The organism is Haloarchaeobius ordinarius (genome assembly GCF_051801355.1).
Lineage (GTDB): Archaea > Halobacteriota > Halobacteria > Halobacteriales > Natrialbaceae > Haloarchaeobius.
In genome coordinates, this window is sequence record NZ_CP196560.1 from 1,837,339 (window position 1) to 1,863,569 (window position 26,231).

A 26,231-nucleotide genomic window follows, 5' to 3' on the forward strand; every position below is an offset into this window, starting at 1 on the left:
GGTTTCGGTGCCGTGACAAGGGATGACGGTTGGCGCAGGCTTTTGGGCGTCCCTGCGCAACGCTCCCCTATGAACTTCGACTCCTTCGTGCTGTGTGCGAGCACCAGCGACCTGCGCGAGGAGCCGGCGGCGCGCGACCACGCGGACGCCGTCGAGTTCCGGATGGACCTCGCGACCGACCCCCTCTCGGCGCTCGATGACTACGATGGGGAACTCCCGATTCTGGCGACGAACCGTGTCGAGTGGGAGGGCGGCGAGGCCGCCGACGACCCGGCTCGTCTGGAGGCGCTCGCGACCGCGGCCGAGTACGACGCCGTCGAGGCCGTCGACCTGGAACTCGCCGCTCTGGCAGACGACGCCGATGGCCTGGCGGCGGAGACGGCCGAGCAGGCCCGCGAGCACGGTGCGAGTGTCGTCGTCTCCGCCCACGACTTCGAGGGGACGTTCGACGCCGAAGAGATGGCGGAGACGCTGGACGACGCGAGCGAGTACGGCGACGTGGCCAAACTCGCCATCGCGGCCGAGGAACCGCTCGACGTGCTGGAGCTACTGGCGGTGACCCGTGAGTTCGCCCTCGACGGCGAACGGGTCGCGACGATGGCGATGGGTGCAGTCGGCAGCCACTCGCGGGTCGTCGCACCGACGTATGGCTCTTGCATCGGCTACGCGCCGGTCGACCCGGCGGACGCGACCGCTCCCGGCCAGTTACCCCTCGCGACGATGCGGGAACTGGTCTCGACGCTGTCAGCGAAACCCGAAACCTATTGACGAAGCGTCCACAACGGCGGGCTATGGTTCGCGTGCGCGTCGTCGTGGCTGTCGTACTCTCCTTTCTCTTCCCGGGCCTCGGCCACGCCTATCTCCGTCGCTGGGCGCGTTCGCTACTGTTCGTCGGTATCTTCCTGACGGTCACGGCACTGGCGCTCCCGGACGCCGCAGTGACGTCGTTCGGGTCCATCGTCGAGGTCGCACAGCGCGTCTCGAACGAGGTGTCACTGTCGGAGAGCATGGCGATGAGCGTGGTCGAGATAGCCGCGATGACCGATGCGTACCTGCTCGCGTCGACCTCGGCCCGGACCGAAGCGGGTGGTCCGCGCTGTCCGAACTGTGGGAAAGAACTCGACGGCGAGATCGACTTCTGCCCGTGGTGTGCCCACGAGATAGACGACCTCCGGCGCGTGCCGCGGGAGTGAGTCACCCTGGTCGTCCGACCGGCGAGAACCGGGGTTGTTGCCGCCGCGAACTGGTTGTTTATCCAAGAGTTATTGTGGCGAATAGAAGTTGAAAAAATTCGGCGCTGGCCGTAATTTTCAAATAACATTAACTCGGTGCATGAATATCTTCTGGCCGTAGATATCCAATGGACATCAGGCTCGGTCGAACCGACGGGGAAGGGCGGGGAACGTCGGAACTCCTCGGTGTCGTCTTGCTGTTCGGACTCGTCGCTATCGGGGCAGTGATGGTCCTGGTGTACGGGACGCTCGCACTGGATACGCTGGAACAGCGAGCGACGCTGGACGTCGTCGAACTCACCATGCAGGAGGTCGACGGAAGCATCGGCTCTGCGGTCGAAGAACCCGTCCAGGTCGAACTGGGCCAGACCGGCGGTAGCTACGGCGTCGCCACGAACGGCTCGATGCACGTCGTTGTCAACGACGAGCCGGTCTGTTCGACCACGCTCACGCTCGGGAGTCTCCGGTACCAGAGCGAGAGCGGTGACGAACTCGCCTACGAGGGCGGTGGTATCTGGAAACAGACGCCGTCCGGGGCGGTCATGGTGTCGTCGCCACGAATCCGGTACCGCGACGGGCAGCTGTTCGTCGCGGTCACGAACGTCTCCGGCGAGGTCGGTGGCGGCGCGACGACGCTCCTCGCGCGCCAGTACCGGACGCCTGCGGGGACCACGAGCCAGGCCGTCCGCGACCTCTACGCACACGACGGCTGCTACCCGGCAGATAACGTGACGCTCACCGTCCAGAGCGACTTCTACCGGGCGTGGGGGCGCTACTTCTCGTCGTCGCTGAACGAGTCGAGCACCGTGGTGAACGACTCGGTCGAGACCGCGAGTGTGACGTTGCCAATCGATAGTCAGGCGTTCGCCGTGAACGCCTCGAACAGCTCCGTCACGGCCAACACCGCGTTCAACGCGACTATCGAGGTGCTCGGGACCGAACTCTCCGGCATCGGTGGCGGGAACGTCTACTACGGCGCGACCACGTTCAAGGTCGTCGCAGGCGGCGACGAGTTCACGCCCTGGCCCGACGGCGACCCGGGCGACACACTCGACGGACAGCCGGCCGTCGACGACGTGAACGACCCGACCGTCGGCGAACACCACACCTTCGACATCTCGAACTATCCGGCCGGGACGAACCTCACGGTCGAGGCAACCTCGTGGAACTGCGACGACTGGGAGGACTCGGGGCAGGACACGATGGTCAGCGGGTCGAGCTACGACCAGATTCGCTGTTCGGACACCGGCGGGGAACGTATCGCCATCAGCTCTGACAGCCAGAGTTCGAACCTCGTGCTCCTGCGAGACGGTGAACAGGTCCCTGACTTCACGGAAGGTGGGCCCGAGCAGCGGGACCTCTCGGACATCCTCGGGTCGCGCATCGACGGGAGCGGCGAACTCGACCTCCAGCCGAACGAGGTCGTGTTCCTCTACGAACTCTCCCAGTCGAACGCCGACCCGGCCAACGCACCAGGCAGCGGCGACCCCGACTACAACGACGCGGTCGTACTCGTCACCATCGAACAGACGTGGGACAGCACTGGCGACTTCTCCATCCGTATCGAGGACAACACGGTCGTCGTGGAAGAAGAAGACGAGTGAGGCGGGACAGAGAGACTACTTCTCGATGATGGACTCTTCGATGGCCTCGCCGAAGTGGCGAGCCTTCTCACCGTAGTAGAGCAACACCTCGTCGCCGGGTTCGAGGTCCGTGACTGCCTTGCGGCCCTCGCGGGTGTGGACCTTGATGGTCTCTGCGTTCTGGAGCAGCGTCTCCACGCGGTCCTCGTACTCGTCGTCCTGGATGGCGAGTTCGATGCGGAACATCGGGCGCTTCTCTATCTTCGCGCGGCCGACGATGACCTCGCGAGTGTTCCCGTCGGTGTCGACGACCTGCACCTCGTCGCCCGACTTCAACTCGGAGAGGTACTTGGTGCCGCCGCCGGGCGTGCGGACGTAGGCGTGAACCGCGCCGGCGTTGACACGGAACGGGCGCGAGGCGACGTAAGGCGACTCGGCCGTCTCGGCGTGGACGAACACGAGGCCGCGGGCCATCGACCCGATGAGCATCCCCTCGTCGTGGTCGAGTAGCGAGCCGGTGTCGATGCAGACGCGGTCGGCGCTCCCGGTCTGTTCGATGGCGGTCACCTCGGCCCAGCGCATGTCGAGTTTCTCGCGGTCGGCCGCGTCGCGCGCTTCGACCGTGTCGCGAATCTCGCTCGGGTCGTCGCTGTCGAGCAGGACGGCGTCGGAGCCGTGTTCGAGCGTCTCGAAGGCGGTTCTGGCGTCCTCTGCGGTCTCGACGCCCGCGATGAGCGTCGTCTCGCCGCCGATGCGGGCGATGAGGTTCTCCAGCGGGATGATGGTCCAGTCCTCGCCGACGACGATGGTGTACTCGGCGATGGAGGCGGCCTCTTCGGCCAGGCTCTCGTACTCCTTGCCGAGGATGCGGACGTACGCCCCGTCGGCGTTGCCCCGGCGGATGGTGGTGAGGTCGGCGGAGCCGGAGAAGTCCGTCGGGAAGTCCATGGTCCCGTCGCCCTCGCCGTCCTTGCCGACGACGTAGGCGTCCGGGTCGGCGCGGCCGCCGTCGCTTTCGATGTCGTCGACGGTCCCCTCGTCGGTCTCGGCGTCCGTGATGACGTCGACGTCGCTCCCGTCGCGGAACGCGGCGACGTTCACGGCACCGAGTTCACGCACCTTCGACACGTCGGCTTCGTCCACGAGCACCCAGTCGACGCCCGCTTCGAGCCCCGCCGTGATTCGTCGTTTGCGGGCCTCCCAGTCGCCGACCGCGCTGTCGGCTTTGAGCCAGACTTCGCGTTCTGTAGTCATACCACGAAGTGGGACAGGACGTTGCTTTAACGTGGCGGAAGTGGCGATTGTCCTCAGTCCAGAAAGCTGCCCGCGAGCCCCCCACCGAGCGCGCCCACCGCACCGGTGATACCGACGAGTGCGCCGTTCAGCAGGACGCCAGCGGTGTCGAATGGGGGCACCGATTCTTCGAATCCCCACGACCCCTCGGCGACCGCGAGCTGCGTGTGACTGATCCCGGTACTCACGAGGACGAACAGGAGACAGCCGACGAACGCGCCGGTCACTGCGGCCGGGAGAACTGTTCGCCACGGTCCCTCGCGCCTGGACCCGGAGATGAACGCGACGGCCGCGGCCACCAGCGGCGCGAGGTAGGGCCCGATGCCGTAGATGCTTCGCGACACACCGTTCTGGTGTTGTTGAGTCGTTTCCGCGAACCGCGAGGGCGAGTCCAGAACGTTCGGGTCACTGAATCCGCCGTAGAGAACGGGGACCAGCCCGAACGCGATCCCCGCCGTCACCAGCGCGAGCGTCACCCCGGCGAACTGCCGGACCACGACGTCGTCTGCCAGCGCAGACTCGACGGCGTCGAACGTGATGCGGTCGTCGGCGGCGGACTGTTCAGGGTCGGTCATGGTCCAGACCTCACCCCCGGGGGATATATCTCTTGACCATCACGTCTGCCCGGCCTCCCGTGAATCGGTCTCGCTCACTTCATGAGACTGCCAGCGAGGCTTCCGCCGAGGGCACCGACCGCGCCCACGATGCCGGTGAGGACCCCGGTCACCAGGTGGGCAGTCGTGTCGTACGGTGGGACCTCGTCCCGAAACCCGATGAGGTTCTCGACGATACCGAACTGGCTGTGTGCCAGCGCAGAACTCGCGAGGACGAACAGGAGACAGCCGACGAACGCGCCGGCCACGGCGGCCACGACCACGGTCCGGGGGGCCACATTCGCGCGAGCACCGACAGCGGTGGCCACGACGGAGGCGAGTGCCGGTGCGAAGAGGGGTGCATGGCTGAACACCATCAGCGAGAGGCCGTTCTGTCGCATCTGACTGCCGAACTCCTCCGGGTAGGTGAACAGCAGGTCTCCGAATCCGCCGTACAGCATCGGGACCAGTCCGAGTGCGACTCCGGCGACCGAGAGCACGGAGACGACCACGCCGAAGTGCCGGAGGAGACCCTCGCCGGTCAGGACACTGGCGATGTCTCGGAGCGTGATGACGTCGTCGTAGGGGGACTGTTCGGGGCTGACCATCGTCCGGAACTCATCCGGGTGCGATATATTGCTTTCCCGGCACCTTCGTCACGACAGACCTTTGTCTCGCTCTCGACTATCCCCTACCAGATGACGGCCCCCGCCACGGTTCTCTTCGATCTCGATTTGACGCTCTGTGCCTCCACACAGGACCGCGAAACCCTCCTCTCGGACACCTTCGATGCAGTCGGTGTCGAGCAGTTCTGCCAGCCCGGGGACCTCGGCGCGGTCGTCGGGGAGGTCGGCACAGCCGAGACCGAACACGAGTTCTACGAGTCCATCTTCGCCGCGGCGGCCGACCGCGCCGGCGTCGAGGACGTGCCCGCGGACGCACTCGCCACGGCCCACGCCGACCTCGTGGACCACTCGGCGGTCGAGTTCTGTCCCGGTGCCGAACGCGCCCTGGAGCACGCCCGGACCCACGCCGAGAGCGTCGGGCTCGTCACGAACGGCGGCAGGGACAGCCAGACCACGAAGTTAGAGTCGCTCGGCATCGCCGACGACTTCGACGCGACGGTGTTCGTCGACCCGCGAAACGGCGTCGAACCGAAGCCCCACCCCGCCCCGTTCGAGCGCGCGCTGGGGGCACTCGATGCGGTTCCGGAGTCGACGATCCACGTCGGCGATTCCCTGCGGTCGGACGTGGCGGGTGCGAACGCCATGGGAATCGGTTCGGTGTGGGTGCCCTACGACGCCGCGAGCCACGACGGGGACCACGACCCGACCCACCAGCTCGACTCGCTCTACGAGTTCGAGACGGTGCTCTGAGCGGCCGTGGTGGTCGGCGGGTCCACGAACTCGTCTCTCCTCTCCGTCTCGTTCTCCGTCACCACGTAGGTCGCCCGCGAGTACCCGTCGCCGACCACCGTGTTACCGTCGTCCGTGTCGTACATCGAGATGCCACAGCCGACGCCCATGCGGAAGCCGTCGTCGGTCCGTTCTCGCCACTGGACGCGGCAGTTCACGTGGACCTCGGCGTGGTCCCGAATGGCTCTGTTGTACAGGTACACTTCCTCGGCCGATTCGACGTAGGTCTCGACGTTCCCGTTCGTGAACTCGGTGGGTCGCTCGGGCGTCGGTCGCTCGGTGAACTGGACGGTGGTGGGCGTCACCGTCGTCGAGCCGACCGTCTCGTCCGCTGTATCTCCGTCGAGAGAGCCGGTACAGCCCCCGAGGGCGAGGAGGAGGGCGAACGCGAGGACCAGTGGGAACTGGCGCATGGTCGACCCTACTGCAGGAGAACATATCAAACGAACAGTAAACTCAAATCGGTCTTGCACCGTCACCAGTCGTCGCCGAGTGCTGCCCGGACCTCGCGGTAGCCCTCCGCGGTTCGCCACGTCTCCCCCGAATCGACGTGTTCCACCTCGTAGGGTGACCGACAGACGCCACAGCGATAGCCGTCGGCGGGTCGCTTCACTGGCGCTGAGGCGCGGTGTCTGGCCGCGGTCCAGTCACACTCGTCGGCCGCACAGCGAAGCACGTACCGGGGTTCCGAGAACGTCTTGCAGTGTCGCGGCGCGTCGAGCTCGGCGGCCTTCTCGCGGAAGCGGTCGCCGTGGCCCGACTCGCCGAAGTGCTGGAACTCCCAGGCGTGGACGAGTTCGTGCCGGATGGTGTCGGTGAACTGCCGCCAGCCGAAGGCGCGGTAGGCCTGCCAGGTGAGGACGATGGTGCAGGTCCCCTCGCCGGGGTGATACCGGCACGCCCCCGCCCGCCGTTTCGCCCGCTTCGAGACCTCCCAGTCCACCCGGTCGAGGTCGACCGCGATGTCGACGGTGCTGGCGTAGGTCTTCGCCCATGCACAGAGGTCTGCGGGCGTGTCGGGGTCTGGCGTGCCGGTGTCGCTCACAGTTCGAGGCGCGTAGTCGGGGCCAGTAAACGTTCCGGCAGTCCCGGTGAGACGTGGTCTTCGTCGTCTACCGGAATGGTCGTTCGACAGCGCTGGTGGTCGTACCTGGCGTACACAGTTCGTCCTCGTCGTACTCCCCACACCAGTCGTACACCTCGATCGCCGGGTGCTGGCGCCCCGCGATGGCGACGGCGATGACGCAGTCGGGAACCTGCTCGTAGTCCTCCGTGAGCTCCTTCTCGACCCACTCGCTGTCGTCGATCCGGGCGAAGACGACGTATCGGCCGTCACGGCCGCCCCAGGTACAGTCTACAGCCGCGCCGGACCCCTCGTGTTGGCTCTCCGGGTCCTTCTCGAGTTCGTGTGACGACTCGTGAACCACGTCACCGTCCCGTTCGACACGGAGCCTGAACTCGTGGCCGCGCTCCTCGTCTTCGTTGCTCACACCGAGTCGCCCGAGCCGTGTCGTTCCGTCTCCTGACGGAAGGTAGCCGTCGAGGCAGCCAGTGAGACCGATCGCCCCGGTGGCACAGCACGAAGAGAGATACGTCCGACGTTTCATAGCTAACGTCACTAGTTCCGTAGCAAGTGCTTTCCGGTCGAACTGGTCGTCGGGCCAGTCCCGGCACAAAGTTCATCCCGGACTGGCCAGAGCGTCCCCACATGGCCTCGCTCACCGACAGGCGCCCCACGTTCGCGCAGGCCGAGACGGCGCTCGCACTGCTGTTCCTCGGGAGCGTCGCGGGCATCCTCCTCACCAGTGGGGGCGTCGTGGGGGCTGCCTTCGAGGGGAACTGGCTCCTCACCGTCCTCCTGGTCCCGGTGTTCCTGCTCCCGGCCGTCGTGATACTCCACGCGCTCGTCGACCTCTACCGCGCCATCGACGGCAGCGACGCGACCATCGAGGACGCTATCGGTCACCTCGCCCGCGTCCTGCCGGCAGGCACCTTCGTCTTCGGCGTCTGGCTCGTCACGGAGGTCGACCCGGACGCCGAGTTCGACCCGACCGCCATCGTCGCGGTCATCCTGCTGTTCGTGGGGACCGTGGCACTCGTCGGGTCGGTGCTGGTGCAAGCCGGGATTCGACTCCTTCGGAGAACGAGTTCGAGTACGGGGTCAGAGAATTAAACTTCCATCGCGAAACCGCCGCGCTTCAGCGCTTCGTCGACGCTCGCGTCGTCGTGGACGATGGCGGCGACCGCGCGGGCGATGCTTTCGGGGCTCTCGTGCTGGAAGATGGAGCGCCCCATCGAGACGCCGGCCGCGCCGCCGTCCATCGCGCCGCGGACCATCTCGACGGTCTCGCGGTCGGTGCCTTTCGAGCCGCCCGCGATGACGACCGGGAGCCGAGTCGATTCGGTGACGTGCTTGAAGGAGTCGCCGTCGCCGGAGTAGCCCGTCTTGACGATGTCCGCGCCGACCTCCTCGGCGAGGCGGACCGCGTGCCCGAGCGCCTGCGGGTCGTCGCTCTCGACGTCGGGACCGCGGGCGTACGCCATCGCGAGGACCGGGATACCGTAGTCGGCGGCCTCGGCGGTGACCTTCGAGAGTTCCTCGATCTGGCCGGGTTCGTAGTTCGAGCCGACGTTGATGTGGAAGGAGACGGCGTCGGCGCCGACCCGGATGGCCTCCTTGACGGTGCCGGTCATTCGTTTGTCGTTCGCGTCCGGCCCGATGACCGTAGAGGCGTTGAGGTGGACGATGTAGCCCGCGCCGTTCTTGTGCTCGTGGACGCGCGGCGCGATGCCCTTCTGCGTGAGGACCGCGTCCGCGCCGCCACGCGTGACCGCGTCGATGGTGGATTCGATGTCTTTCAGTCCCTGTACTGCACCGAGTGTGATACCGTGGTCCATCGGGACGATGACGTACTTCCCGTCTGTCCCGATGCGGTCTAGCCGTGTCTGGATTCCAATATCTGTGTTCATGTATGTCACTCTGTAGCAAACAATCCGTTATGTCCCTTCTGGTTCGGGTACTCCTTGCGCGTAACCGGCCCGGACGCCCTCGGCGAGTTCTCTCGCCTTCTCCTCGAGGCGTTCCGGCACGTCGTCGCCTGCGGGGTCGCCGTACTCGGCGACGATGTCGACGAGGGCAGAACCGACGATGACGCCGTCTGCGCCGCCGGCCACGATACGCCTGGCATGGTCTCCGGTCGAGACTCCGAAGCCGACGGCCTTGGGGATATCGTACTGACAGATGCGACTGAGAGAATCGGCCGTCTGGTCGCTTACGTCCTCTCTGGCCCCTGTCGTACCGAGTCTCGCCTGCACGTACACGTAGCCCGACGTCTGTTCCATCATGCGTTCGAGGCGCTCGCCCCGGGTCGTCGGCGCGACGATGAATATCAGGTCGAGACCGTACTCGTCACACGCCTCGCGGAGCGGGCCGGACTCCTCGGCCGGGAGGTCCGGCACGACGAAGCCCGAGATGCCGACCTCGGCGGCCCGCTTCACGAAGGGCGCCGGCCCTTCGTCCTCGCCGTACTGGTAGATGAGGTTGTAGTAGGTCATACAGACCAGTGGCACCTCGACGTCGAGCGAGTCGACGAAGTCGAAGTACACGTCGGGCGTGACCCCGGCTTCGAGTGCGCGGACGACCGAGGCCTGGATGGTCGGCCCCTCCGCGATGGGTTCGGAGAACGGCAGGCCGAGTTCGATGACGTCGGCTCCGCCGCGTTCGAGCGCCTTCACGTACTCGCGGGTTCGCTCGACGCTCGGGTCGCCCACGCAGAGGTAGGGCACGAACGCGGGTTCGTCGAAGGCGTCGTCGAGGTCGCTCATAGGCCACCCCCGACCTTCGAGAACACGTCCATATCGGGTGCCCCCGGGATGTTGCGCTTCTCGGTCTCCTCGATGACTGCTTCGAGGTCCTTGTCGCCGCGGCCGGAGACGTTGATGATGGTGACTTCACCCAGCGTCTCGGGGTGCTCGGCCGCGTACGCGACCGCGTGGGCGGATTCCAGCGCGGGAATGATGCCTTCGTGCTGGCTCAGGTGGTGGAACGCGGCCAGGGCCGCGTCGTCGTCGACGTTCACGGGGGTCACCCGCCCCTCGTCCACGAGGTACGACAGCTCCGGGCCGACGCCGGCGTAGTCGAGCCCCGAGGAGATGCTGTGGCTCTCGACGATGTTCCCGTCTCTGTCCTGCAGGAGCTTCGTCCGGGCGCCGTGGAGAATCCCCTCAGAGCCGGTCGAGAGCGACGCCGAGTTCGGCGCGACGCCCGTCTCGCTGTCGACTTCGAGCGAGGAACCGCCGGCCTCGACGGCGAACAGGTCCACGTCCTCGTCGTCGACGAAGTTCGCGAACGCGCCCATCGTGTTCGAGCCGCCGCCGGCACAGGCGACGACGGAGTCGGGGAGTCGGCCGATCTGCTCCAGCGCCTGCCGGCGTGCCTCCTCGCTGATGACTGCCTGGAAGTCCCGGACCATCGACGGGAACGGGTGCGGGCCGACGACGGAGCCGATGACGTAGTGGGTGTCCTCGACGTTGGTCGCCCAGTCGCGCATCGTCTCGTTGATGGCCTCCTTCAGGGTGCCCCGCCCGGCCGAGACGGGGTTCACCTCGGCCCCGTTCAGGCGCATGCGGAAGACGTTGGGGCGCTGGCGCGAAATGTCGCGGGTGCCCATGTATATCTCGCAGGGGAAGTCGAGGTGAGCCGCCGCCATGGCCGTCGCAGTGCCGTGCTGGCCCGCGCCGGTCTCGGCGACGATGCGCTCTTTGCCCATGTACTTCGCGAGCAACACCTGCCCGAGCGCGTTGTTCAGCTTGTGTGCGCCCCCGTGGAGCAGGTCCTCACGCTTGAGGTACACCTCTACCCCGTACTCCTCGCTGAGGCGGTCGGCCCGCTGGAGCGGCGTGGGACGGCCGCCGAAGTCGCGCAGCCGGCGGCGGAACTCGTCCATGAAGCCGTCCTCGTTCTCCAGCACGTATCGCTGGTAGGCGTCTTCCAGTTCCTGGATGGCGGGCATTAGGGCTTCGGGGACGTACTGGCCACCGTAGCGGCCGAACGTACCGGGTCGGTCTGGTGTCGGTTCTTCCGTCGTCGCGTGGTCGTCGTCTGTACTCATGCGTTCACCAGGTCTCGTGTGTTCGCCTCTACGTCGCCGTCCATGATGGCGCTCCCGACGAGCAGCCCGTCTGCGCCCGCCTCACGCATCCGGCGCGCGTCGGCGGGAGTCGTGATACCGGACTCGGCGAGCAGCGTCACGTCGTCCGGGACGTGGGGCGCGATGGCCTCGAAGGTTCCGAGGTCCACGACCAGTTTCGCGAGGTCGCGGTTGTTCACGCCCACCAGCGTCGCGCCGGCGTCGAGCGCCGTCTCCAGTTCGTCCAGTGTGTGTACCTCGACCAGCGGCTCGAAGCCGCGGTCGCGGGCCGCCTGGATCATCCCCTCGAGGTCGTCGAGGAAGCGCACGATGAGCAACACGGCGTCTGCCTCGACCGCGTCGAGGTGGGCCTCTTCGAGCAGGAAGTCCTTGCGCAACACGGGAACGTCGACCGCCTCGCGGATTCGTTCGAGGTTCTCGGTACTCCCGCCGAAGTGCTCGGGTTCGGTGAGCACCGAGATGGCGGCCGCCCCGCCGGCGACCATCTGTTTCGCCAGCTCGACCGGGTCGTCGGTCCGCGACCCCTCGGTCGTCGGACTCGTCGGCTTCACCTCCGCGATGACGGGTGTCCGGCCGTCGGCCGCGGCCCTCGCGAGTCCGTCCACGAGCGACCGCGAATCCACCGAGACGCGCCTGTCGGGCGTCTCTCGCCGCGCCGCGGCGTCGAGAATCGACTGGACCGCTGGCGCAATATCCTCAGTAGCGTTCATCATCGTACATTGATGTGCTAATCTGTACATAAGCCTTGCGCACGCATCACGACGCTGCAACCAGTCCGGTCGGACGAGCGACGTGGCAAACGGGCGTTCAGGCGCCCATTGACGAGGAACCTTCAAGTCGGTCCTGCGCGATTCCTCACGTATGGACGACGCGGGCATCTACGCGAGGCACTACCCATTTCTCGAACGATACGTGCAACTCGGAGTCGCGAGCGGTCGCGTCATCTCGGTTTCGTTCCCCGAAGAACCCGACGACGCGGGCGACGACCACCCGCTGCTCGACCGCATCCAGACGTACTTCGACGGCCTCCAGAAGGTCGACTTCGGCGACGTACAGGTCGCACTCACGCTCCCGACCGACCAGCGCGGGGTACTGGAGACGCTCCGCGAGAACGTCCCGTACGGCGAGCAGGTCGACGTGAAGCAACTCGCCCGGATGACGCCCGGTCTCGACGCCGAGGACGAGGACGACCTGATTCTGGTCCGAACCGCGCTCGACGCCAACCCTGCACCGCTGCTCATCCCGTGTCACCGCGTCCGGGACGGCCCGAGCGCCGCCCCGCCGGAGGTCGAACAGCGCCTGCGGTCGGTCGAAGAACTCTGATTCTCTCACGGCCACTCCACGCCGACTCCCTCGTGGACGACGAACTCCAGCGCGTTGACGAGATAGTGCGCCACGACCACGGCCAGCAGACTGCCCGTGAGGATGAACGCCGCCGCGAGGACGAACCCGAGTGTCCCCGTGATGACCACGCCCGCCGGTCCCTGCACGCCGTGGCCGGCCGCGAACACCAGCGACGACGCCACCGCGAGTAGCCACGGTGAGATGCCGAATCCAACCGACAGCGCCCCGACCAGTACGGCCCGGAACATGAACTCCTCGAACACCGCGACCAGCGGGAGCACGCCGCCGAGCAGAACCGTCCAGCCGCGTGCGGTCTTCGGTGCAAGCAGTGCCCGCAACTCGTCGCCAGTCTCGATACCGAACCGCGCCGACACCGACGAGCCGACCTGGTTCGCCGCGAAGAGCACCACCCCGAGTCCGATACCCACCGCCAGTGCAGTCACGTCGAAGTGCGACCCGGCCACGCCGAGTGCACTACGGGGCACCTGTGCCAGCACCGCTGCACCGACGAGCACTGCGAGAAAGAGTCCCTGAGTGAGGGCGACGTTCGCCAGCAACAGCCCGGTCGAGAGCGGGTGGTCCGACCCCACCGACGGATGGTCGGCAAGCCACTGGTCCTGACGCTCGGTCGCCCACTGGTCACCCTGTTCGGCGACCCACTCCTCGTACAGCCCCTCGTGTTCGGCGAACTGCTCGCGGGCGTGCCGGTCGAGTTCCTCCGCCGTCGGCCGTGGCGGGGCCGACGTCGTCACTGTCGAACTGGTCGCGTGCGCGAGAAACAACAGGAAACCACAGACGACCGCCGCGACGGATGCGAAGGCCGCCCAGTTCGGCATCTACTGCGGACTCGGGGAACCGCTGCCGCGCCCGACGTTGTGTTCGAGTGCAGAGCCCGTGATGGACTTCAGGCGGTCCACCAGCGAGTCCTTCTCGGTCTCGCCCACGAGGGCCACCTCGAGGACCTCGCTGATGTGGCTGACCGGGATGATCTCGATCTGCTCTTTGTACTCGTCCTCTATCATGACGTCCTGCTCGTTCGCCTTCGGGATGATGACCCGGTCGAGGCCGGCCTTCGCCGCGGCTTCGATCTTGTGGGTCACCCCACCGACGGGGAGCACGTCGCCACGGACCGACAGCGAGCCGGTCATCGCCATCGACTGGTCGACGGGCACGTCTTCGAGCGCCGAGATGACCGCGGCCGCGACCGTGATGGACGCGGAGTCACCGTCGACACCCTGCTGGCCCGCCTGGACGAACTGGATGTGGATGTCCTTCTCCGAGATGTCCTCGTCGGAGAACTTCTTGATGATGGCGGAGACGTTCTGGACCGCTTCCTCGGCCATCTCCTGGAGCTTCCCGGTCGCGATGACCTTGCCCTGGCCCTGTGCCGGGACGACCTCGGCCATGACGGGGAGGACGATACCGCTATCCTCGCCCATGACCGCGAGGCCGTTGACGCGGCCGACGACGTCCCCGGAGGAGACGGTCAGCTCGTAGTCCTTGCGGCGCTCGATGTAGTCGTCGGCCAGTTGCTGCTCGATGGAGCGGCTGCGGCGCTTGGCGCGGAGCACGTCCTCGCGGTCCGTGAACTCCTTGTCCTCGGCGCGGGCGATGTCACCGGAGACACGCACCAGCCCACCGAGGTTACGCAGTTCGAGGGTCAGGTGCCCCTTGCGGCCCGCGCGGCGGCGGGCTTCGAGGATGATCTCCTCGACGGCGTCGCGGGTGAACGACGGGAGGCGGCCGTCCTTGGCGACCTCCTGTGCCACGAAGCGCGCGTACTTGCGGCGCATCTCGGGCGTGTCCTCGATGGTGTCGTCCATGTACACCTCGTACCCGTACCCCTTGATACGGCTGCGGAGTGCGGGGTGCATGTTCTCCATCGCGTCGAGGTTCCCGGCCGCGACCATGATGAAGTCACAGGGGACGGGCTCGGTCTGGACCATCGCACCCGAGGAGCGCTCGGACTGGCCCGTGATGGAGAACTCGCCCTCCTGGATGGCGGTCATCAGCTTCTGCTGGGACCGGATGTCGAGGGTGTTTATCTCGTCGATGAACAGCACGCCCTTGTTCGCCTTGTGGATGGCACCGGGCTCGACGCGGTCGTGGCTCGGCGTCTCCATCCCACCGGACTGGAACGGGTCGTGGCGGACGTCGCCCAGCAGTGCACCGGCGTGTGCGCCCGTGGCGTCCTCGAACGGTGCGGTCTGCTGTTCGGCGTTGTTCACGATGAGGTTCGGAATCATCGAGTCGGTCGAGCGACCAGAGTAGCGGAACGCGAGGTAGACCACACCGGCTGCCAGGATACCGAGTAGCAGGTTGCGGGTGACGACCGCGTACACAAGGACGACGGCCATGATGATGAGCATCAGGAACGAGCGCATCTGGTTGCGCTTTCGGGCCTCGTCCTTGTAGGCCTCGATGATCTGGTCGCCCTTGCCCGCGGGGACGGTTCGGACCTTCGGCTCGTTGCCGTCGTCCGGGTTGTGGTAGACGAGGATGTCCTGGAGGTCCTCTTTCGGGAGGAGCTGGGACATCGCCTTCGCCAGCATCGACTTCCCGGTACCCGGGGAGCCGATCATCATCACGTGGCGACGCTGCTTGGCAGCCTTCTTGACGATGTCACGGGCCTCGTCCTGGCCGATGACCTGGTCGACGAGGCGCTCTGGCACCTCGATTTCTTCGGTGCTGTCGATCTTCAGGCCGCCGAGAAGGTCTTCCTCGGCGACGTCGTCGTCGATTTCGGCACCGATGTCGACTTCCACGTCGCTACCCAGTCGTTCGATGGAGTCACCGTCCTCGGAGGGGGAATCGTCTGGCACGGTCGGGTCCGGGTGCTCGTCCTTCGGGACGCCCGGAATCCCCGACTGGCCAGACTCGGAATCCCCGTCAGTCTCGGTCTCCTCGACCGTCTCCGGGATTCCGTCGGTGGTGTCACTGTCGTTGCTCATAGAATCGGGTTACTACCTGAATCGAAGGGTCAGGGACTGATATACTTTCTCCCCTCTCGCCTGGACGACACACGACCGGATTCGGTACATACAGCCCCCCTAACGCCCGTAATCGTCACCCGCCGGATGCCGCCATCCTTATAAATGGCACGGCCGACCAACCGAGTATGGCTCGCGGATTCTACATCGGTCGGTTCCAGCCGTACCACAACGGCCACCACAGCATGGTGAAGACCATCGCCGAGGAGGTCGACGAACTCGTGTTGGGTATCGGGAGCGCCGGTGACTCACACAGTACCCACGACCCGTTCACCGCTGGCGAGCGAATCATGATGCTCACGAAGTCGCTTCAGGAGTTCGACCTGACGACGTATGCGGTCCCTATCGAGGACCTGGACCGGAACTCGGTGTGGGTGAGCCACGTCCAGTCGATGTCGCCGTCGTTCGACGTCGCCTACTCGAACAACCCGCTCGTCATCCGCCTGTTCGAGGAGGCCGGCATCGAGGTTCGCCAGTCGCCGATGTTCAACCGCGACGTGCTGGAGGGAACCGAGGTCCGCGAACGGATGATACAGGGCGCGGACTGGGAGAGCCTGATTCCGGACCCGGCCGTCGAGGTCATCCGCGAGATAGACGGCATCGGGCGCATCCAGCAGGTGGCCGAGAGCGACTCGAACGGCCCCGAATGATAACCCTCGCCTCCGACTTCGGCTCGCCCTACCCGGCCGCGATGAAGGGCGTCATCTGCGCCGAGAGCGACGCCCGCATCGAGGACATCGCCCACGACTTCCCCCGACATGACGTGCGTGCTGCCGCGTTCTGGCTCCGCGAGATTCTCCCGTACTTTCCGCCGGCGGTCCACTGTGCCGTGGTCGACCCCGGCGTCGGCACCATCCGCGGTGCCCTCGTCCTGCGCGTCGGCGAGCACGCGCTCGTCGCCCCGGACAACGGCGTCGTCGTCCCGGTCGCCCGCAGACTGGCCGGCCTCGCCCCCGGCGAACCGCTTTCGGCGGCCGACGTTCCGGTGTCGGCCCACCTCATCGGCGACGCGGACGCCGACAGCACCACGTTCCACGGCCGGGACGTGTTCGCGCCCGCGGCCGCCGCCGTCCATGAGGTCGGCGTCGAGAACGCTGGGGACCTCCCTCGACTCACCCCGACCGCCCTCGAGACGCTCGTCGACTGCACGCTCCCCGAGGCCGACGTGGAGAACGGCCGCGCCGAGGGCGAAGTCCTCGTCGTGGACGACTTCGGGAACGCCATCACGAACGTCCCGGGCGAGTTCCTCGCGGGCGTGAGCGCGGTGACGATAGATGGGGACCGCACGCCCGTCGGCGAGACGTTCGCCTCGGTCCCCGAAGGCGACCGGCTCGTCACCGTCGGGAGCCACGGCTACGTCGAGTGCGACGTGAACCAGGGCCGTGGCGACGAGGCGTTCGGGCTGGCACCGGGCGACCCGGTCGTACTGGAGCGCTGTTGAGATGCTGACGCCGTTCGCCGCGATGAACGCCCTTGGGACCATCGCGTTCGGGGCCGCCGGGGCCTCCAAGGGCGTCGAGAAGGACCTCGACTATCTCGGGGTGTCGGTCCTCGGGGTCGTTACGGCTCTCGGCGGCGGTATCACCCGTGACCTGCTCGTGGGCAAGGTCCCCGGCGCGCTCCTGTCGGAACTGGACATGACCCTGGCACTGGCAGGTGTCGGGGTCGCCATCGTCCTCGCGCACCTCGAGGCGGGCGATATCGCGGACTCGCCCCTGCTGACGATTCCCGACGCTATCGGCCTCGCCGCCTTCGCCGGGACCGGCGCCATCGTCGGCTACCAGGCCGGGCTCTCGCCTTTCGGCGTCGTCATCACGGCGACCCTCACCGGAACTGGTGGCGGTGCGATTCGGGACCTGCTGGCACAAGAAGTGCCGAGCATCCTCCACGAGGACTTCTACGCGACCTGTGCGCTGTCCGGCGGGGCGGCCTTCTGGGTCGTTCGGGAACTTGGTGGGCCGCAGGTGTGGGCGACGGCTGCGAGTGTCGGACTCGCGCTGGGACTGCGGCTTGCGGCGATGCGGTACGACTGGTCGCTGCCGAATCCGTGAGCGGTTTGACATCCTACGGCGACGACTCGGCCGAGTCAGTGGTTCCATCGCCGGCGTCGGTCTCGATGGCGGACTCGAATTCCAGTTCGCCGTCGAGGACGTGCGTGTGGTCGACCGCCCCCGTCTCGACAAGTTCGACGGTACTGTCGACGACGAGTCTGCGGGCCGATTCCGGCCATCGGGTGACCGTAAGGAACATGAACACCGTCTCGTCGGCGAGTTCGCCGAACCGATGGACTTCGAGGACTGCGGCCTTCCCTTCCTGGAACAGCGACACGGACGGGTGCGGCCTGTGGTCACCCTGGAACGGGCCCTGGAACGAGAACTGTGGCAGGGGGCCGTCACCGCCCGGTGCAACGAACCGCTGTGTGAGCGACTGCAGTTCGGTGTCATCAGGATGTGAGATCGATATGGCGATTTTTCTCGGCGGGGTCTCCATCGTGGGGTCGACGCCCACGATGGCGAGGTCCGCGCCGTCGTCGTGGAATTCGAGATATTTCGCGTTGTCCCGGGGGTTGGTATCGGTCTTTACCGTCGGGTCCGTGTGTTCGGTTCGCGATCCAACAGAGCCGCATCCCGCGATGGTGGTGGAGGTGGCGGTCAGGGCGGACGCGAGGAATGCGCGGCGTCGCATATTTGTCAATTCCTTAGCAGCATTAACAAGATTCTGGAACCGGCGTCGCACTCGTCCTGTATCCCCGGGCAGCAGAAGTGGTCAAGCAAGAGTTCCTCGCCGAGAGCGCCCCGTGGGCCGAGTCGACTCATCACCTGAAGGGATTATCCCGCTTGCCCACCGAGTGGCCCCTATGCAGTGGTGTGTCCGGCCACCGAGAGCCGCCGAGAGCGAGCGTGAGAGCACCCGCGACCGGAACCAGCGAGGGAGCGTGGCGTGACCGACGACCCGCTCCCGGTCGAACACCTCTCACCGCTCGCTACGCTCGTCGAGGAGGTACTCGCGGCCGTCGGCTACGATGTGACGGCCGCCATCGATGCCATCGACGAGGCCGTCCCCGGATACGGCGGTCTCTTCGACCCCACGACCAGCCGGACCGAACTCCGACGCGCACTCGAAAGCCTGCTGGCGTCGGAGGTTACTCGGCCACCCGTCCCCGAGGCACCGGACGACACCTTCATTCTCTACGTCGACGGGAGTTCACGCGGCAATCCCGGTCCCGCGGGTGCTGGCGCTGTCATCATGGACGCGTCGGAGAACGAACTCGCCCGTCTCGGCCGACCCGTCGGCTCCCGTTCGGGGAACAACACCGCCGAGTACGTCGCCCTCCAGCTCGGGCTCTCCGAGTTGCTGACCCGCTACGAGCCACGCAGGCTGGAGGTCCGAATCGATTCGATGACCGTCATCCGGGACGTCTGGGGCGGCGACGACCCGACGGAACCGGGCGTCGAGCGGTACAGCGAGGCCATCGCGGCGGCGCTGTCGCGCATCCCAGACCACCGGTACACGCACCTGGCCGACAGCGACCCGAACCCCGCCGACGCGCTCGCGACAGTTGGTGCGGATATCGCGGCGTTGGGACCGTGATGGACTCGATAGCTGAACCGGCGGTTTCACCCAGACAGGTGTACTTCCGCTATTCGGCTGTACGACTCCGTATGAAACGCCTCGCCCTCGCCTTCTTGCTCGTCCTCCTCTGGCTCTCGCTCGGCATCGCGTCCGTCGTCACGGGCGCGTCGTTCGGGGGTCACACGGCGTATCGCCGGTTCACCGCGTAGGCATCCCTCGTCAGTCCCACGTATCTTGGCCGCCGTCTCACGTGGCTGGCGGGTCCATTGCTCCGTGTATGTCAGAGGAGAGTCTCGGCTTCACCGGAGCCACGGCCATCGGCCTCGGTGGGATGATCGGCGGGGGCGTGTTCGCGGTGCTCGGCGTCGTCGCGAGCATCGCGGGCGCGGCCGCCTGGCTGGCGTTCCTCGTGGCGAGTCTGGTGTCGATGTGTGCCGCCTACGCCTACCTCAAGCTGAACAGCATCAACGACCGCAAGGGCGGGTCGGTGACCCATCTGGAGACGTATCTGGACGATTCGGACTACGCCGGGATGGTCGGCTGGACCCTCCTGTTAGGATACGTCGGCTCCATCGCGATGTACGCCTACGCATTCGGCGGGTTCGGTGTCAAACTGCTACCCGCGTTCGGCCTCTCCGAGAGCGTGGTCCACCCGCTGCTGTCCGTGCTTGCGGTCGCCTTCTTCGTCGGCCTCAACGTGCTCGGTGCCCGGGCGACCGGGAGTTCCGAGAAGGTACTCGTCGTCCTGAAGGTCGCCATCCTGCTCGGCATCAGCGTCTGGGGGCTCTACTACGGCAGCACGGTGAACCAGCTCCAGTTCGGCTTCTCCAACGTCGCGACGACCGGCTTCGTCACCGCCATCGCCATCTCGTTCGTCTCCTTCCAGGGCTGGCAGCTCCTCATGTACGACCAGGAGAGCATCGAGAACGTCGAGGAGAACCTGCCGAAGGCGGTGTACGTCTCCATCGTCGGCGCAATCGTCGTCGACTGTCTGGTCGCCATCCTCGTGACCAGCCTCGTGAAGACGGACGTCATCAAGGCTCACCCGGAAATCGCGGTCGCTCGCGCGGTCGAACCGTTCCTCGGCCAGCTCGGGTTCACCTTCGTCGCGGTCGCCGCGCTCTTCTCGACCGGGAGCGCCATCAACGGGACGCTCTTCTCGGCGGCACACTTCACGAAGGGGATGCTCGAGGACGGGCTCGCCCCGGACAGCGTGGGTGACGCCGACACCGCCGGCGCGCCGTCCCGGACGGTCCTCGTCCTCGGCGCCATCGCCGCCGCGTTCGCGGCCTACGGGAGCCTGAACGCCATCACCTCCTTCGGGTCGCTCGCGTTCGTCGTCGTCTTCGGGACGATGTGTGCCCTCGCCCTGAGGGAACGGGACCACGAAGAGATGAACCCGGTTCCGCCTGCGGTCGGCCTCCTGGGATGTCTGGCGGCGTTTCCGCTCATCCTCTATCACCTCTGGGTGGCCGAGCGCGGAACCTTCTTCACCGTGGTCGCGCTCGCGGCGGCAGTGGTCTCCCTCGAGGTGCTCTACTTCAAGCGGGAGACACTCGTCTCGGAGGCACACGAGGTCGAGGAGAGTGTCGAGTCGGCCGTCGAGGGCTGAACCGGGCGAGGGCGGTCGCTCCGGGGTCTGGAACGAGAGAGAAAGAATCGAGGTGTGAAGTCGCTTACTTCGCGGCGATGATGTCGTCGATGCGGATGATCATCGTCGCGGCCTCGGTGGCGGACTCGACGGCCTCACGCTTCACGTCGGCGGGGTCGATGACGCCGTACTTCATCGGGTCGTCGATGCGGCCCGACTCGCCCTCGCTGATGACGCCCATCACGTCACCGCCCTCGTAGGCGGCGCGCAGCGCGACGAGCGCGTCGATGGAGTCCATGCCGGTGTTCTCCGCGAGGGTGCGCGGGAGCGTGTCGACCGCGTCGGCGAAGGCCTCGACGGCGAGTTGCTTGCGGCCTTCGATGGCTGCTGCGCCCTGGCGGACGGCGTCGGAGATGGCTATCTCGGTCGCGCCCGCACCGGGGACGACCTGCTCGGACTCGGCCGCAACGGCGACCACGTCGAGCGCGTCTTCGAGCGCGCGTTCGAGTTCGTCGACGACGTGCTGGGTGCCGCCGCGGACGAAGACGGTCACGGACTTCGCGGCCGCACCGCCCTCGATGAACGCGAGTTCGTCCTCGCCGAAGCCCTCGACGCGGATGGCGTCGGCGTGGCCGAAGTCCTCGCTGTCGAGGCCCTCGAGCGAGCCGAGGCGCTTGGCGCCGACCGCGCGGGCGATGGCGCGGGCGTCCTTGTTCGAGAGCTTCTCGAACGCGAGGATACCCTCGTTCGCGAGGTAGGAGGCGACGCGCTTGTCGATGTCGTCGGTGGTGAACACGACGTCTGCCTTCGAGTCGGCGATGGTCTTCGCGAGACCGCGGAGTTCGCCCTCTTCGGCCTCCATCACGGCGTTGAGCTGCTCGATGGAGTCGATGCGGTACTCGGCGTCGACGTCGGTCTTGCGGACCTCCAGGTCCATGTCGAGGACGAGGATGTTTGCATCCTCGACCGTGCGGGGCATCGAGTCGTGGACGGGCTCCTTGTCGAGGATGATACCCTCGACGAGTTCGGTCGCGTTCGAGGACGCGCCGACCTTCGTGTGGATGCGGACGTCGTCGCGCTCGACCTCGGTGTCCTCCTGGACGTGGCGAATGGCCTCGACGACGGTCTCGGCGAGCTGGTCGGCGGTCAGGCCGCCGGTGCCCTTGCCGGTCATGCTGGACTCGGCGACCTGGTGGAGGGTCTCGTCGTCCATCTTCGCGTCGAGGACCATCTCGTCGATGGCTTCGAGGGCGATGCGCGAGGCCTCGCGGTAGCCCTCGACGATAGTGGTCGGGTGGACGTCGCTCTCGAGCAGGTCCTCGGCCTTCGCGAGGAGCTGGCCCGCGAGGACGGCCGCGGTCGTCGTGCCGTCACCGACCTCGTCCTCCTGGGACTGGGCGACTTCGACGATCATCTGTGCGGCGGGGTGTTCGATGTCCATCTCTCGGAGGATGGTCGCGCCATCGTTCGTGATGACGACCTCACCCGAGGTGTCGACGAGCATCTTGTCCATCCCGCGGGGGCCGAGGGTCGTCCGAACCGCTTCGGCGACCGCCTTTCCGGCCATGATGTTCGACGACTGGGCGTCGCGGCCGTGTGTTCGTCGAGTGTCCTCCGCGAGGATGAACATCGGCTGACCGCCCATGCTACGCTGTGCGAATGATTGCTGGGGCATGATGGGAAACCTCGCTTAAGTATTGTTTGCGAGAATATATATAGATTTCTGGGCCACGGGTTCGCTTGCTTGCGTTTCTCACGCCAGCACGCCGAAACACTCGGAAACCCGAGCATATCGAGCGAGGGTGTCTCGGCCGGTACCAAGAAATACCAGCGGGCGAATGACTCACTCGAGATGCTGGAGTTGGAACACCGGTTCCGTGTCGTCGACGTCCACGCCCAACTCACCAGCGACGACTTCGCGTCCACCCGCGGCCGCGCCATCTCGCCCGAGAATCTCGAACGGGAGATGCGACAGGCCGGAGTCGTCCGGTCGGTCGTGTTCCCGGAACAACGGCCGGGAGACGGTGACTACCTCACCCGGAACAACACTGTCGCCCGGTTGAGCGTCGACCGGCCGTTCATCGCGTTCGCTCGTATCAACGGCCAGCGCGACCCCGGCGACGGCGCGACGGCGCGACTACGGAACCTCACGACATCACGGCAACCGTGGCACACGTCGCCCGCCGACGTCGAGCAGTACGCCTACGACGACCGGTTCCACGGGTTCGTCCTCGACGCGCCGAACGACGGATTGCCCGACGAACGCGTCCTCGAGGAACTCGCGTCGGTCGGACTGCCGGTGCTGGTCCGCGCCGGTCACGGGTTCGCGCCCGATACCGTCGCGGAGACGCTGCTCGACCGCGGGTTCCCCGTCATCGTCGCCCATCTGGGCGGCTACCCGCTCGACCGCGACATGATGGACCGAACCATCGACCTCCTGGACCGCTACGACGACACGTACGTCGACACCTCGTTCGTCCGGTTCCGCGACCAGCTCGAACGGGCACTGCTGGAGCATCCCGACCGCGTCCTCTTCGGGAGCGGCGCACCGTGGACTCACCCGAACGTCGGCGTGATGGAGCTGTTGACGCTCGACGTCTCGGAGGACAAGATGCGAAAGGCCTTCTCGAACAACGCGTGTCGGGTCGTCGAGGCCCTGCGGCCCACCGCAGAGGCCTGAACGGTCGCGGTATCAGTCGATCTCGTACCGACACACGGCCCGGTCCTGCCGGGTCGAGATACCGTTGGGGTTGTGTCGGTTGCTGCGGTCGGTCTTGCGGGCGCGAAGCCCGTCTTTCGCGCCGACGACCAACCCTTTGGCCACCGAGCGGCCGCCACCGAGCCAGGACGAGGGCGTCTCGCGGCCGGTCACGACCGCCTTCAGCGAGCGCGCACCGTCGAGCACTGCATCCTTCACCGCGCGGGTGGCGACGGTCGGGCGGACGCCGTAGTTCTTCACCAGCCGGTACGAGAGCGCCCGGTACTTCCACTCCCAGTCCTCGATGGTGTGGCCGCCGTCGGTTTCGAACTCACCGCGGACGGACATCTCGGACTGCCACGCGACGTCGTGGCGGAGCTGTGCGAGCCGGTGTGCGCCGTCGCGGGCACCGCCGGTCTGGAGGTACTCGTCGAAGCCGTCCATGTCGTCGAGTGCGTCGCGGGTGAACGCGACGTTGTCACCGTTGAAGTACGTGACGTCCCAGCCCGCGATAGAAACAGATTCCTTCTCCTCGGTGGTCATCCCTGCCCTGACGGTTCGATGTGTGGGTCCCGTAGCCACGGCCGCGCCGTCGTCGAGGGCCGCTGTCAGTCCGTCGTACCACGTCGGCTCCACGACGAGGTCGTAGCTGACGAGCGCGACCACGTCGCCCGACGCGACCTCGATGCCGGCGTTGCGGGCGACGTTGATGTTTCGTTCGCTTATCTCGACGAGGACGTCGACGTCGTCACGCTCGCGGACCATCCCGGTCGTCCCGTCGGACGACGGGCCGTTGACGACCACGACCTCCGCGTCCGGAACGTGCTCGGTGAGCGCGTTCAGCGACGCGTGAAGTTGCTCTCGGCCGTTGAGCGTGGGGACGACCACCGAGAGTTGCATAGTCATTGCTCGCGGTTCCGATACTTAAAAACCCGTGTGTCACTGCGGTAACGTTACTTTCCTTCGACCCGGGTGTCCCAGTAGGAAACAGAGGCGAGGCGTTCGAGCCCGGGTGCCTCGAGTATCTCCTTGTCGATGCCCCGGAACGTGCTCGCGAGGTCGCCGGGAATCTGGCGGTAGAAGCCGTAGGGTAACACGAAGTCGTGGTCCTCACCGGCGAGGTGGAGCCCGGACTTCGAGAGCAGGGACTCGACCTCGGAGCGGGAGTAGAGCCGCGAGCCCATCGGGAGCGCCCAGTTGTAGATGCTCCGCGTGGAGAAGCGGTTGAACGTATCGAAGAAGACCTGGTCCTTCGAGACACGACGCATCTCGGAGAGGAACGAGGCAGGGGTGTCGGCGAGGTGGAAAAAGCGCATCGCCATCACCGTGTCGAAGTGGTTATCGGGGAACGGGAGGCGGGCGGCGTCACCCCGCATGAACTCCAGGTGGTCGTCGACGCCAGCGGCGCGGGCCTTCCGGCGCCCTTGCTGGAGCATCGCCGCGGAGATGTCGAGCCCGACGATGTCGGCCCCGCGCTCGGCGAGCATGACGGTGAACCGTCCCGTTCCGCAGGCTATCTCGAGGACGTCTTTGTCCTCGACGGGGCCGATGGCGTTCAACACGGCCTCTTTCTCGCGCCGGTCGATGAGGCGCCCGCCTCGGGAGAAACGCTTCTCTTCGTACTCCTCGGCCACCTCGTCGGTCTGGTACCATTCCTGCCCCTTCACACTGTCCGTTGCTACTCACCCGGTGGGATAAAACGGTATTGGACTCGTCTCGCCGTGTGACGGATTCGTCGCGGTGCGGTAAGCTTGTTGTACGATGATAGCATAGCTCATGGTATGCCCACCTGTAAGCACTGTGCGACGGAGGTCGAGACGGAAGACCTCGTCAGGCACGAACGACACGGGCTCACACTGGTCCACTGTCCCGACTGTAACTGCCTGCTGGGCAAGTACAGAGACCCTAGTTACCGACCACGTGGTCAGGTCGAATCCGAATGACGACGCGGGGACCGGACTCCTCGCCGTGGTTCGGGTACGTGTCCTGTCCCATGTAGCGCTTCGTCAGTTCGTCGATGTGTTCGACCGCGCCCTCCTCGGTGACCTCGACGACCTCGCCCCGCACCGAGAGGAACCGGTATGGGTCGTCGGGGTCCGTCATCTCGATGCCGACCTTCGGGTTCTCACGGACGTTCCGTTCTTTCCGGCGACCCCGTGCAGTGTTCACGAGCACGTGGCCCGTTTCGGCGTCGTAGTCGACCCAGACCGGCGTCACCTGTGGGGTGCCGTCGGGCATCAGAGTCGCGAAGTGTGCGAACGTCGCTTTCTCGAACAGGTCGTGGTACCCTTCGGGAATCTGCTCCATGGCTGGTGATTCGCGTGCCGCGAGGAAAACGATTGTGCGAGAGCCACCCATGACATATAATCACTTAATATTATCTTGACTATACCAACCACCATATAGCCAACCCTTAACACTGACCTCCGCAGTGCAACTGGTATGAGCATGAGTACCGCAGATGACCGTGCCGAGAACGCAGAGGAGACCCTCTCCGACGCCGAATACCGCGAACGCCTCCGTGAGCTTCCGCCGAGCGCGAAGCTCGTCGCCAAGGTCCTGGAGTCCGACTCCCCGCTCTCGCAGGGGCAACTGGCCGAGGAGTCGCTCCTCCCCGACCGCACGGTCCGCTACGCCCTCAACCGCCTGGAAGAGGCCGGGCTCGTCAGCTCGCGCTACAGCTTCCAGGACGCACGCAAGCAGGTCTACTTCCTGAACGTCTAGGCACGGTCGGTGGGGTCGCCAGCCACGTCCCCACCTCACCTCCTC

General features: G+C 66.3%; 30 protein-coding genes. 13 read left to right on the plus strand and 17 right to left on the minus strand.

Going from position 1 to position 26,231, the window contains the following annotated elements:
- Positions 1–69: 69 nt before the first annotated feature.
- The 3 genes from ACSC1R_RS09505 (at position 70) to ACSC1R_RS09515 (ending at position 2,836) form a co-directional block, all read left to right on the plus strand.
- The gene (locus ACSC1R_RS09505) at positions 70–768 is read left to right on the plus strand and encodes a type I 3-dehydroquinate dehydratase (protein WP_439025509.1); all 699 of its coding nucleotides are present in this window, start codon (positions 70–72) and stop codon (positions 766–768) included.
- A gap of 23 nt (positions 769–791) precedes the next feature.
- Positions 792–1,193, plus strand: a complete 402-nt coding sequence (locus ACSC1R_RS09510; RefSeq protein ID WP_439025510.1) for a DUF6677 family protein — start codon at positions 792–794, stop codon at positions 1,191–1,193.
- A 167-nt stretch (positions 1,194–1,360) separates the two neighbouring features.
- Positions 1,361–2,836: a DUF7289 family protein gene (locus ACSC1R_RS09515; RefSeq protein ID WP_439025511.1), complete on the plus strand. Its 1,476-nt coding sequence runs from the start codon at positions 1,361–1,363 to the stop codon at positions 2,834–2,836.
- 15 nt (positions 2,837–2,851) lie between these two features.
- On the opposite strand, the gene ACSC1R_RS09520 is transcribed toward ACSC1R_RS09515, so the two are convergent.
- From ACSC1R_RS09520 to ACSC1R_RS09530, 3 genes are all read right to left on the minus strand, one after another.
- The gene (locus tag ACSC1R_RS09520; RefSeq protein WP_439025512.1) at positions 2,852–4,069 is read right to left on the minus strand and encodes a 3-dehydroquinate synthase II; all 1,218 of its coding nucleotides are present in this window, start codon (positions 4,067–4,069) and stop codon (positions 2,852–2,854) included.
- Positions 4,070–4,122: 53 nt separating this feature from the next.
- A complete protein-coding gene (locus tag ACSC1R_RS09525; RefSeq protein ID WP_439025513.1) occupies positions 4,123–4,683 on the minus strand; it encodes a hypothetical protein in 561 nt (186 codons plus the stop codon).
- 74 nt (positions 4,684–4,757) lie between these two features.
- Complete coding sequence (locus tag ACSC1R_RS09530) at positions 4,758–5,309, minus strand: hypothetical protein (protein WP_439025514.1); 552 nt, start codon at positions 5,307–5,309, stop codon at positions 4,758–4,760.
- Between the two features lie 90 nt (positions 5,310–5,399).
- On the opposite strand from ACSC1R_RS09530, the gene ACSC1R_RS09535 reads away from it, so the two are divergent.
- Positions 5,400–6,077, plus strand: coding sequence for an HAD family hydrolase (locus ACSC1R_RS09535; RefSeq protein ID WP_439025515.1), 678 nt, complete (start codon positions 5,400–5,402; stop codon positions 6,075–6,077).
- Here the strand turns inward: ACSC1R_RS09535 and ACSC1R_RS09540 are convergent.
- From ACSC1R_RS09540 to ACSC1R_RS09550, 3 genes are all read right to left on the minus strand, one after another.
- Entirely contained in the window at positions 6,053–6,529 is a 477-nt protein-coding gene (locus tag ACSC1R_RS09540) for a hypothetical protein (RefSeq protein WP_439025516.1), read from the minus strand. The genes ACSC1R_RS09535 and ACSC1R_RS09540 overlap by 25 nt on opposite strands.
- Positions 6,530–6,591: 62 nt before the next feature.
- The gene (locus ACSC1R_RS09545) at positions 6,592–7,161 is read right to left on the minus strand and encodes a SprT family zinc-dependent metalloprotease (RefSeq protein WP_439025517.1); all 570 of its coding nucleotides are present in this window, start codon (positions 7,159–7,161) and stop codon (positions 6,592–6,594) included.
- Positions 7,162–7,228: 67 nt separating this feature from the next.
- Entirely contained in the window at positions 7,229–7,723 is a 495-nt protein-coding gene (locus ACSC1R_RS09550; protein ID WP_439025518.1) for a hypothetical protein, read from the minus strand.
- Positions 7,724–7,824: 101 nt separating this feature from the next.
- Between ACSC1R_RS09550 and ACSC1R_RS09555 the strand changes: the two genes are divergently transcribed.
- Positions 7,825–8,289, plus strand: a complete 465-nt coding sequence (locus ACSC1R_RS09555; protein WP_439025519.1) for a hypothetical protein — start codon at positions 7,825–7,827, stop codon at positions 8,287–8,289.
- Here the strand turns inward: ACSC1R_RS09555 and ACSC1R_RS09560 are convergent.
- Genes ACSC1R_RS09560 through trpC form a run of 4 tightly spaced genes read right to left on the minus strand, consistent with a single transcriptional unit; the run spans position 8,286 to position 11,976 of the window.
- Positions 8,286–9,086 carry a 2-amino-3,7-dideoxy-D-threo-hept-6-ulosonate synthase gene (locus ACSC1R_RS09560; protein WP_439025520.1) on the minus strand — a complete coding sequence of 267 codons (801 nt, stop codon included), beginning with the start codon at positions 9,084–9,086 and terminating at the stop codon, positions 8,286–8,288. The two genes, ACSC1R_RS09555 and ACSC1R_RS09560, sit on opposite strands and share 4 nt — an antisense overlap.
- 27 nt (positions 9,087–9,113) lie before the next feature.
- A complete protein-coding gene (gene trpA, locus ACSC1R_RS09565) occupies positions 9,114–9,941 on the minus strand; it encodes a tryptophan synthase subunit alpha (protein WP_439025521.1) in 828 nt (275 codons plus the stop codon).
- A complete protein-coding gene (gene trpB, locus ACSC1R_RS09570) occupies positions 9,938–11,227 on the minus strand; it encodes a tryptophan synthase subunit beta (protein WP_439025522.1) in 1,290 nt (429 codons plus the stop codon). The genes trpA and trpB overlap by 4 nt, the downstream gene beginning before the upstream one ends.
- Positions 11,224–11,976: an indole-3-glycerol phosphate synthase gene (trpC, locus tag ACSC1R_RS09575; RefSeq protein WP_439028700.1), complete on the minus strand. Its 753-nt coding sequence runs from the start codon at positions 11,974–11,976 to the stop codon at positions 11,224–11,226. Before trpC ends, trpB begins: the two co-directional genes overlap by 4 nt.
- A 151-nt stretch (positions 11,977–12,127) precedes the next feature.
- On the opposite strand from trpC, the gene ACSC1R_RS09580 reads away from it, so the two are divergent.
- Positions 12,128–12,589 carry an MGMT family protein gene (locus tag ACSC1R_RS09580; RefSeq protein WP_439025523.1) on the plus strand — a complete coding sequence of 154 codons (462 nt, stop codon included), beginning with the start codon at positions 12,128–12,130 and terminating at the stop codon, positions 12,587–12,589.
- A 5-nt stretch (positions 12,590–12,594) separates the two neighbouring features.
- Here ACSC1R_RS09580 and ACSC1R_RS09585 read toward each other — a convergent pair whose 3' ends face one another.
- Entirely contained in the window at positions 12,595–13,446 is an 852-nt protein-coding gene (locus ACSC1R_RS09585) for a lysostaphin resistance A-like protein (RefSeq protein ID WP_439025524.1), read from the minus strand.
- Complete coding sequence (lonB, locus tag ACSC1R_RS09590) at positions 13,447–15,561, minus strand: ATP-dependent protease LonB (protein ID WP_439025525.1); 2,115 nt, start codon at positions 15,559–15,561, stop codon at positions 13,447–13,449.
- Between the two features lie 167 nt (positions 15,562–15,728).
- On the opposite strand from lonB, the gene ACSC1R_RS09595 reads away from it, so the two are divergent.
- The 3 genes from ACSC1R_RS09595 to ACSC1R_RS09605 are packed head-to-tail and all read left to right on the plus strand — an operon-like array spanning position 15,729 to position 17,651.
- Positions 15,729–16,250, plus strand: coding sequence for a nicotinamide-nucleotide adenylyltransferase (locus ACSC1R_RS09595; RefSeq protein WP_439025526.1), 522 nt, complete (start codon positions 15,729–15,731; stop codon positions 16,248–16,250).
- On the plus strand, positions 16,247–17,041 hold the full coding sequence (locus ACSC1R_RS09600) for an SAM hydrolase/SAM-dependent halogenase family protein (RefSeq protein WP_439025527.1): 795 nt from the start codon (positions 16,247–16,249) through the stop codon (positions 17,039–17,041). Before ACSC1R_RS09595 ends, ACSC1R_RS09600 begins: the two co-directional genes overlap by 4 nt.
- Before the next feature lies 1 nt (position 17,042).
- Entirely contained in the window at positions 17,043–17,651 is a 609-nt protein-coding gene (locus ACSC1R_RS09605) for a trimeric intracellular cation channel family protein (RefSeq protein WP_439025528.1), read from the plus strand.
- Between the two features lie 13 nt (positions 17,652–17,664).
- Here ACSC1R_RS09605 and ACSC1R_RS09610 read toward each other — a convergent pair whose 3' ends face one another.
- Positions 17,665–18,285: a hypothetical protein gene (locus ACSC1R_RS09610; RefSeq protein WP_439028701.1), complete on the minus strand. Its 621-nt coding sequence runs from the start codon at positions 18,283–18,285 to the stop codon at positions 17,665–17,667.
- 255 nt (positions 18,286–18,540) lie between these two features.
- Here ACSC1R_RS09610 and ACSC1R_RS09615 point away from each other — a divergent pair, with 255 nt between their 5' ends.
- Together ACSC1R_RS09615 and ACSC1R_RS09620 are read left to right on the plus strand one after the other, a co-directional pair.
- Positions 18,541–19,191, plus strand: a complete 651-nt coding sequence (locus tag ACSC1R_RS09615) for a ribonuclease HI family protein (RefSeq protein WP_439025529.1) — start codon at positions 18,541–18,543, stop codon at positions 19,189–19,191.
- A gap of 259 nt (positions 19,192–19,450) precedes the next feature.
- Positions 19,451–20,785 carry an APC family permease gene (locus ACSC1R_RS09620; RefSeq protein WP_439025530.1) on the plus strand — a complete coding sequence of 445 codons (1,335 nt, stop codon included), beginning with the start codon at positions 19,451–19,453 and terminating at the stop codon, positions 20,783–20,785.
- A 64-nt stretch (positions 20,786–20,849) separates the two neighbouring features.
- Here ACSC1R_RS09620 and thsA read toward each other — a convergent pair whose 3' ends face one another.
- Entirely contained in the window at positions 20,850–22,394 is a 1,545-nt protein-coding gene (gene thsA, locus ACSC1R_RS09625) for a thermosome subunit alpha (protein WP_439028702.1), read from the minus strand.
- A 222-nt stretch (positions 22,395–22,616) separates the two neighbouring features.
- On the opposite strand from thsA, the gene ACSC1R_RS09630 reads away from it, so the two are divergent.
- Positions 22,617–23,444: an amidohydrolase family protein gene (locus tag ACSC1R_RS09630; protein WP_439025531.1), complete on the plus strand. Its 828-nt coding sequence runs from the start codon at positions 22,617–22,619 to the stop codon at positions 23,442–23,444.
- A gap of 12 nt (positions 23,445–23,456) precedes the next feature.
- Here the strand turns inward: ACSC1R_RS09630 and ACSC1R_RS09635 are convergent, their stop codons facing one another.
- The 3 genes from ACSC1R_RS09635 to ACSC1R_RS09645 all read right to left on the minus strand — a co-directional run bounded on the left by ACSC1R_RS09635 (position 23,457) and on the right by ACSC1R_RS09645 (position 25,769).
- Positions 23,457–24,362 carry a glycosyltransferase family 2 protein gene (locus tag ACSC1R_RS09635; RefSeq protein WP_439025532.1) on the minus strand — a complete coding sequence of 302 codons (906 nt, stop codon included), beginning with the start codon at positions 24,360–24,362 and terminating at the stop codon, positions 23,457–23,459.
- Between the two features lie 53 nt (positions 24,363–24,415).
- Positions 24,416–25,129 carry a class I SAM-dependent methyltransferase gene (locus ACSC1R_RS09640; protein WP_439025533.1) on the minus strand — a complete coding sequence of 238 codons (714 nt, stop codon included), beginning with the start codon at positions 25,127–25,129 and terminating at the stop codon, positions 24,416–24,418.
- A gap of 238 nt (positions 25,130–25,367) precedes the next feature.
- The gene (locus ACSC1R_RS09645; RefSeq protein WP_439025534.1) at positions 25,368–25,769 is read right to left on the minus strand and encodes a PPOX class F420-dependent oxidoreductase; all 402 of its coding nucleotides are present in this window, start codon (positions 25,767–25,769) and stop codon (positions 25,368–25,370) included.
- Between the two features lie 135 nt (positions 25,770–25,904).
- Between ACSC1R_RS09645 and ACSC1R_RS09650 the strand changes: the two genes are divergently transcribed.
- Positions 25,905–26,186, plus strand: coding sequence for a helix-turn-helix domain-containing protein (locus ACSC1R_RS09650; protein WP_369684393.1), 282 nt, complete (start codon positions 25,905–25,907; stop codon positions 26,184–26,186).
- Positions 26,187–26,231: the final 45 nt, after the last annotated feature.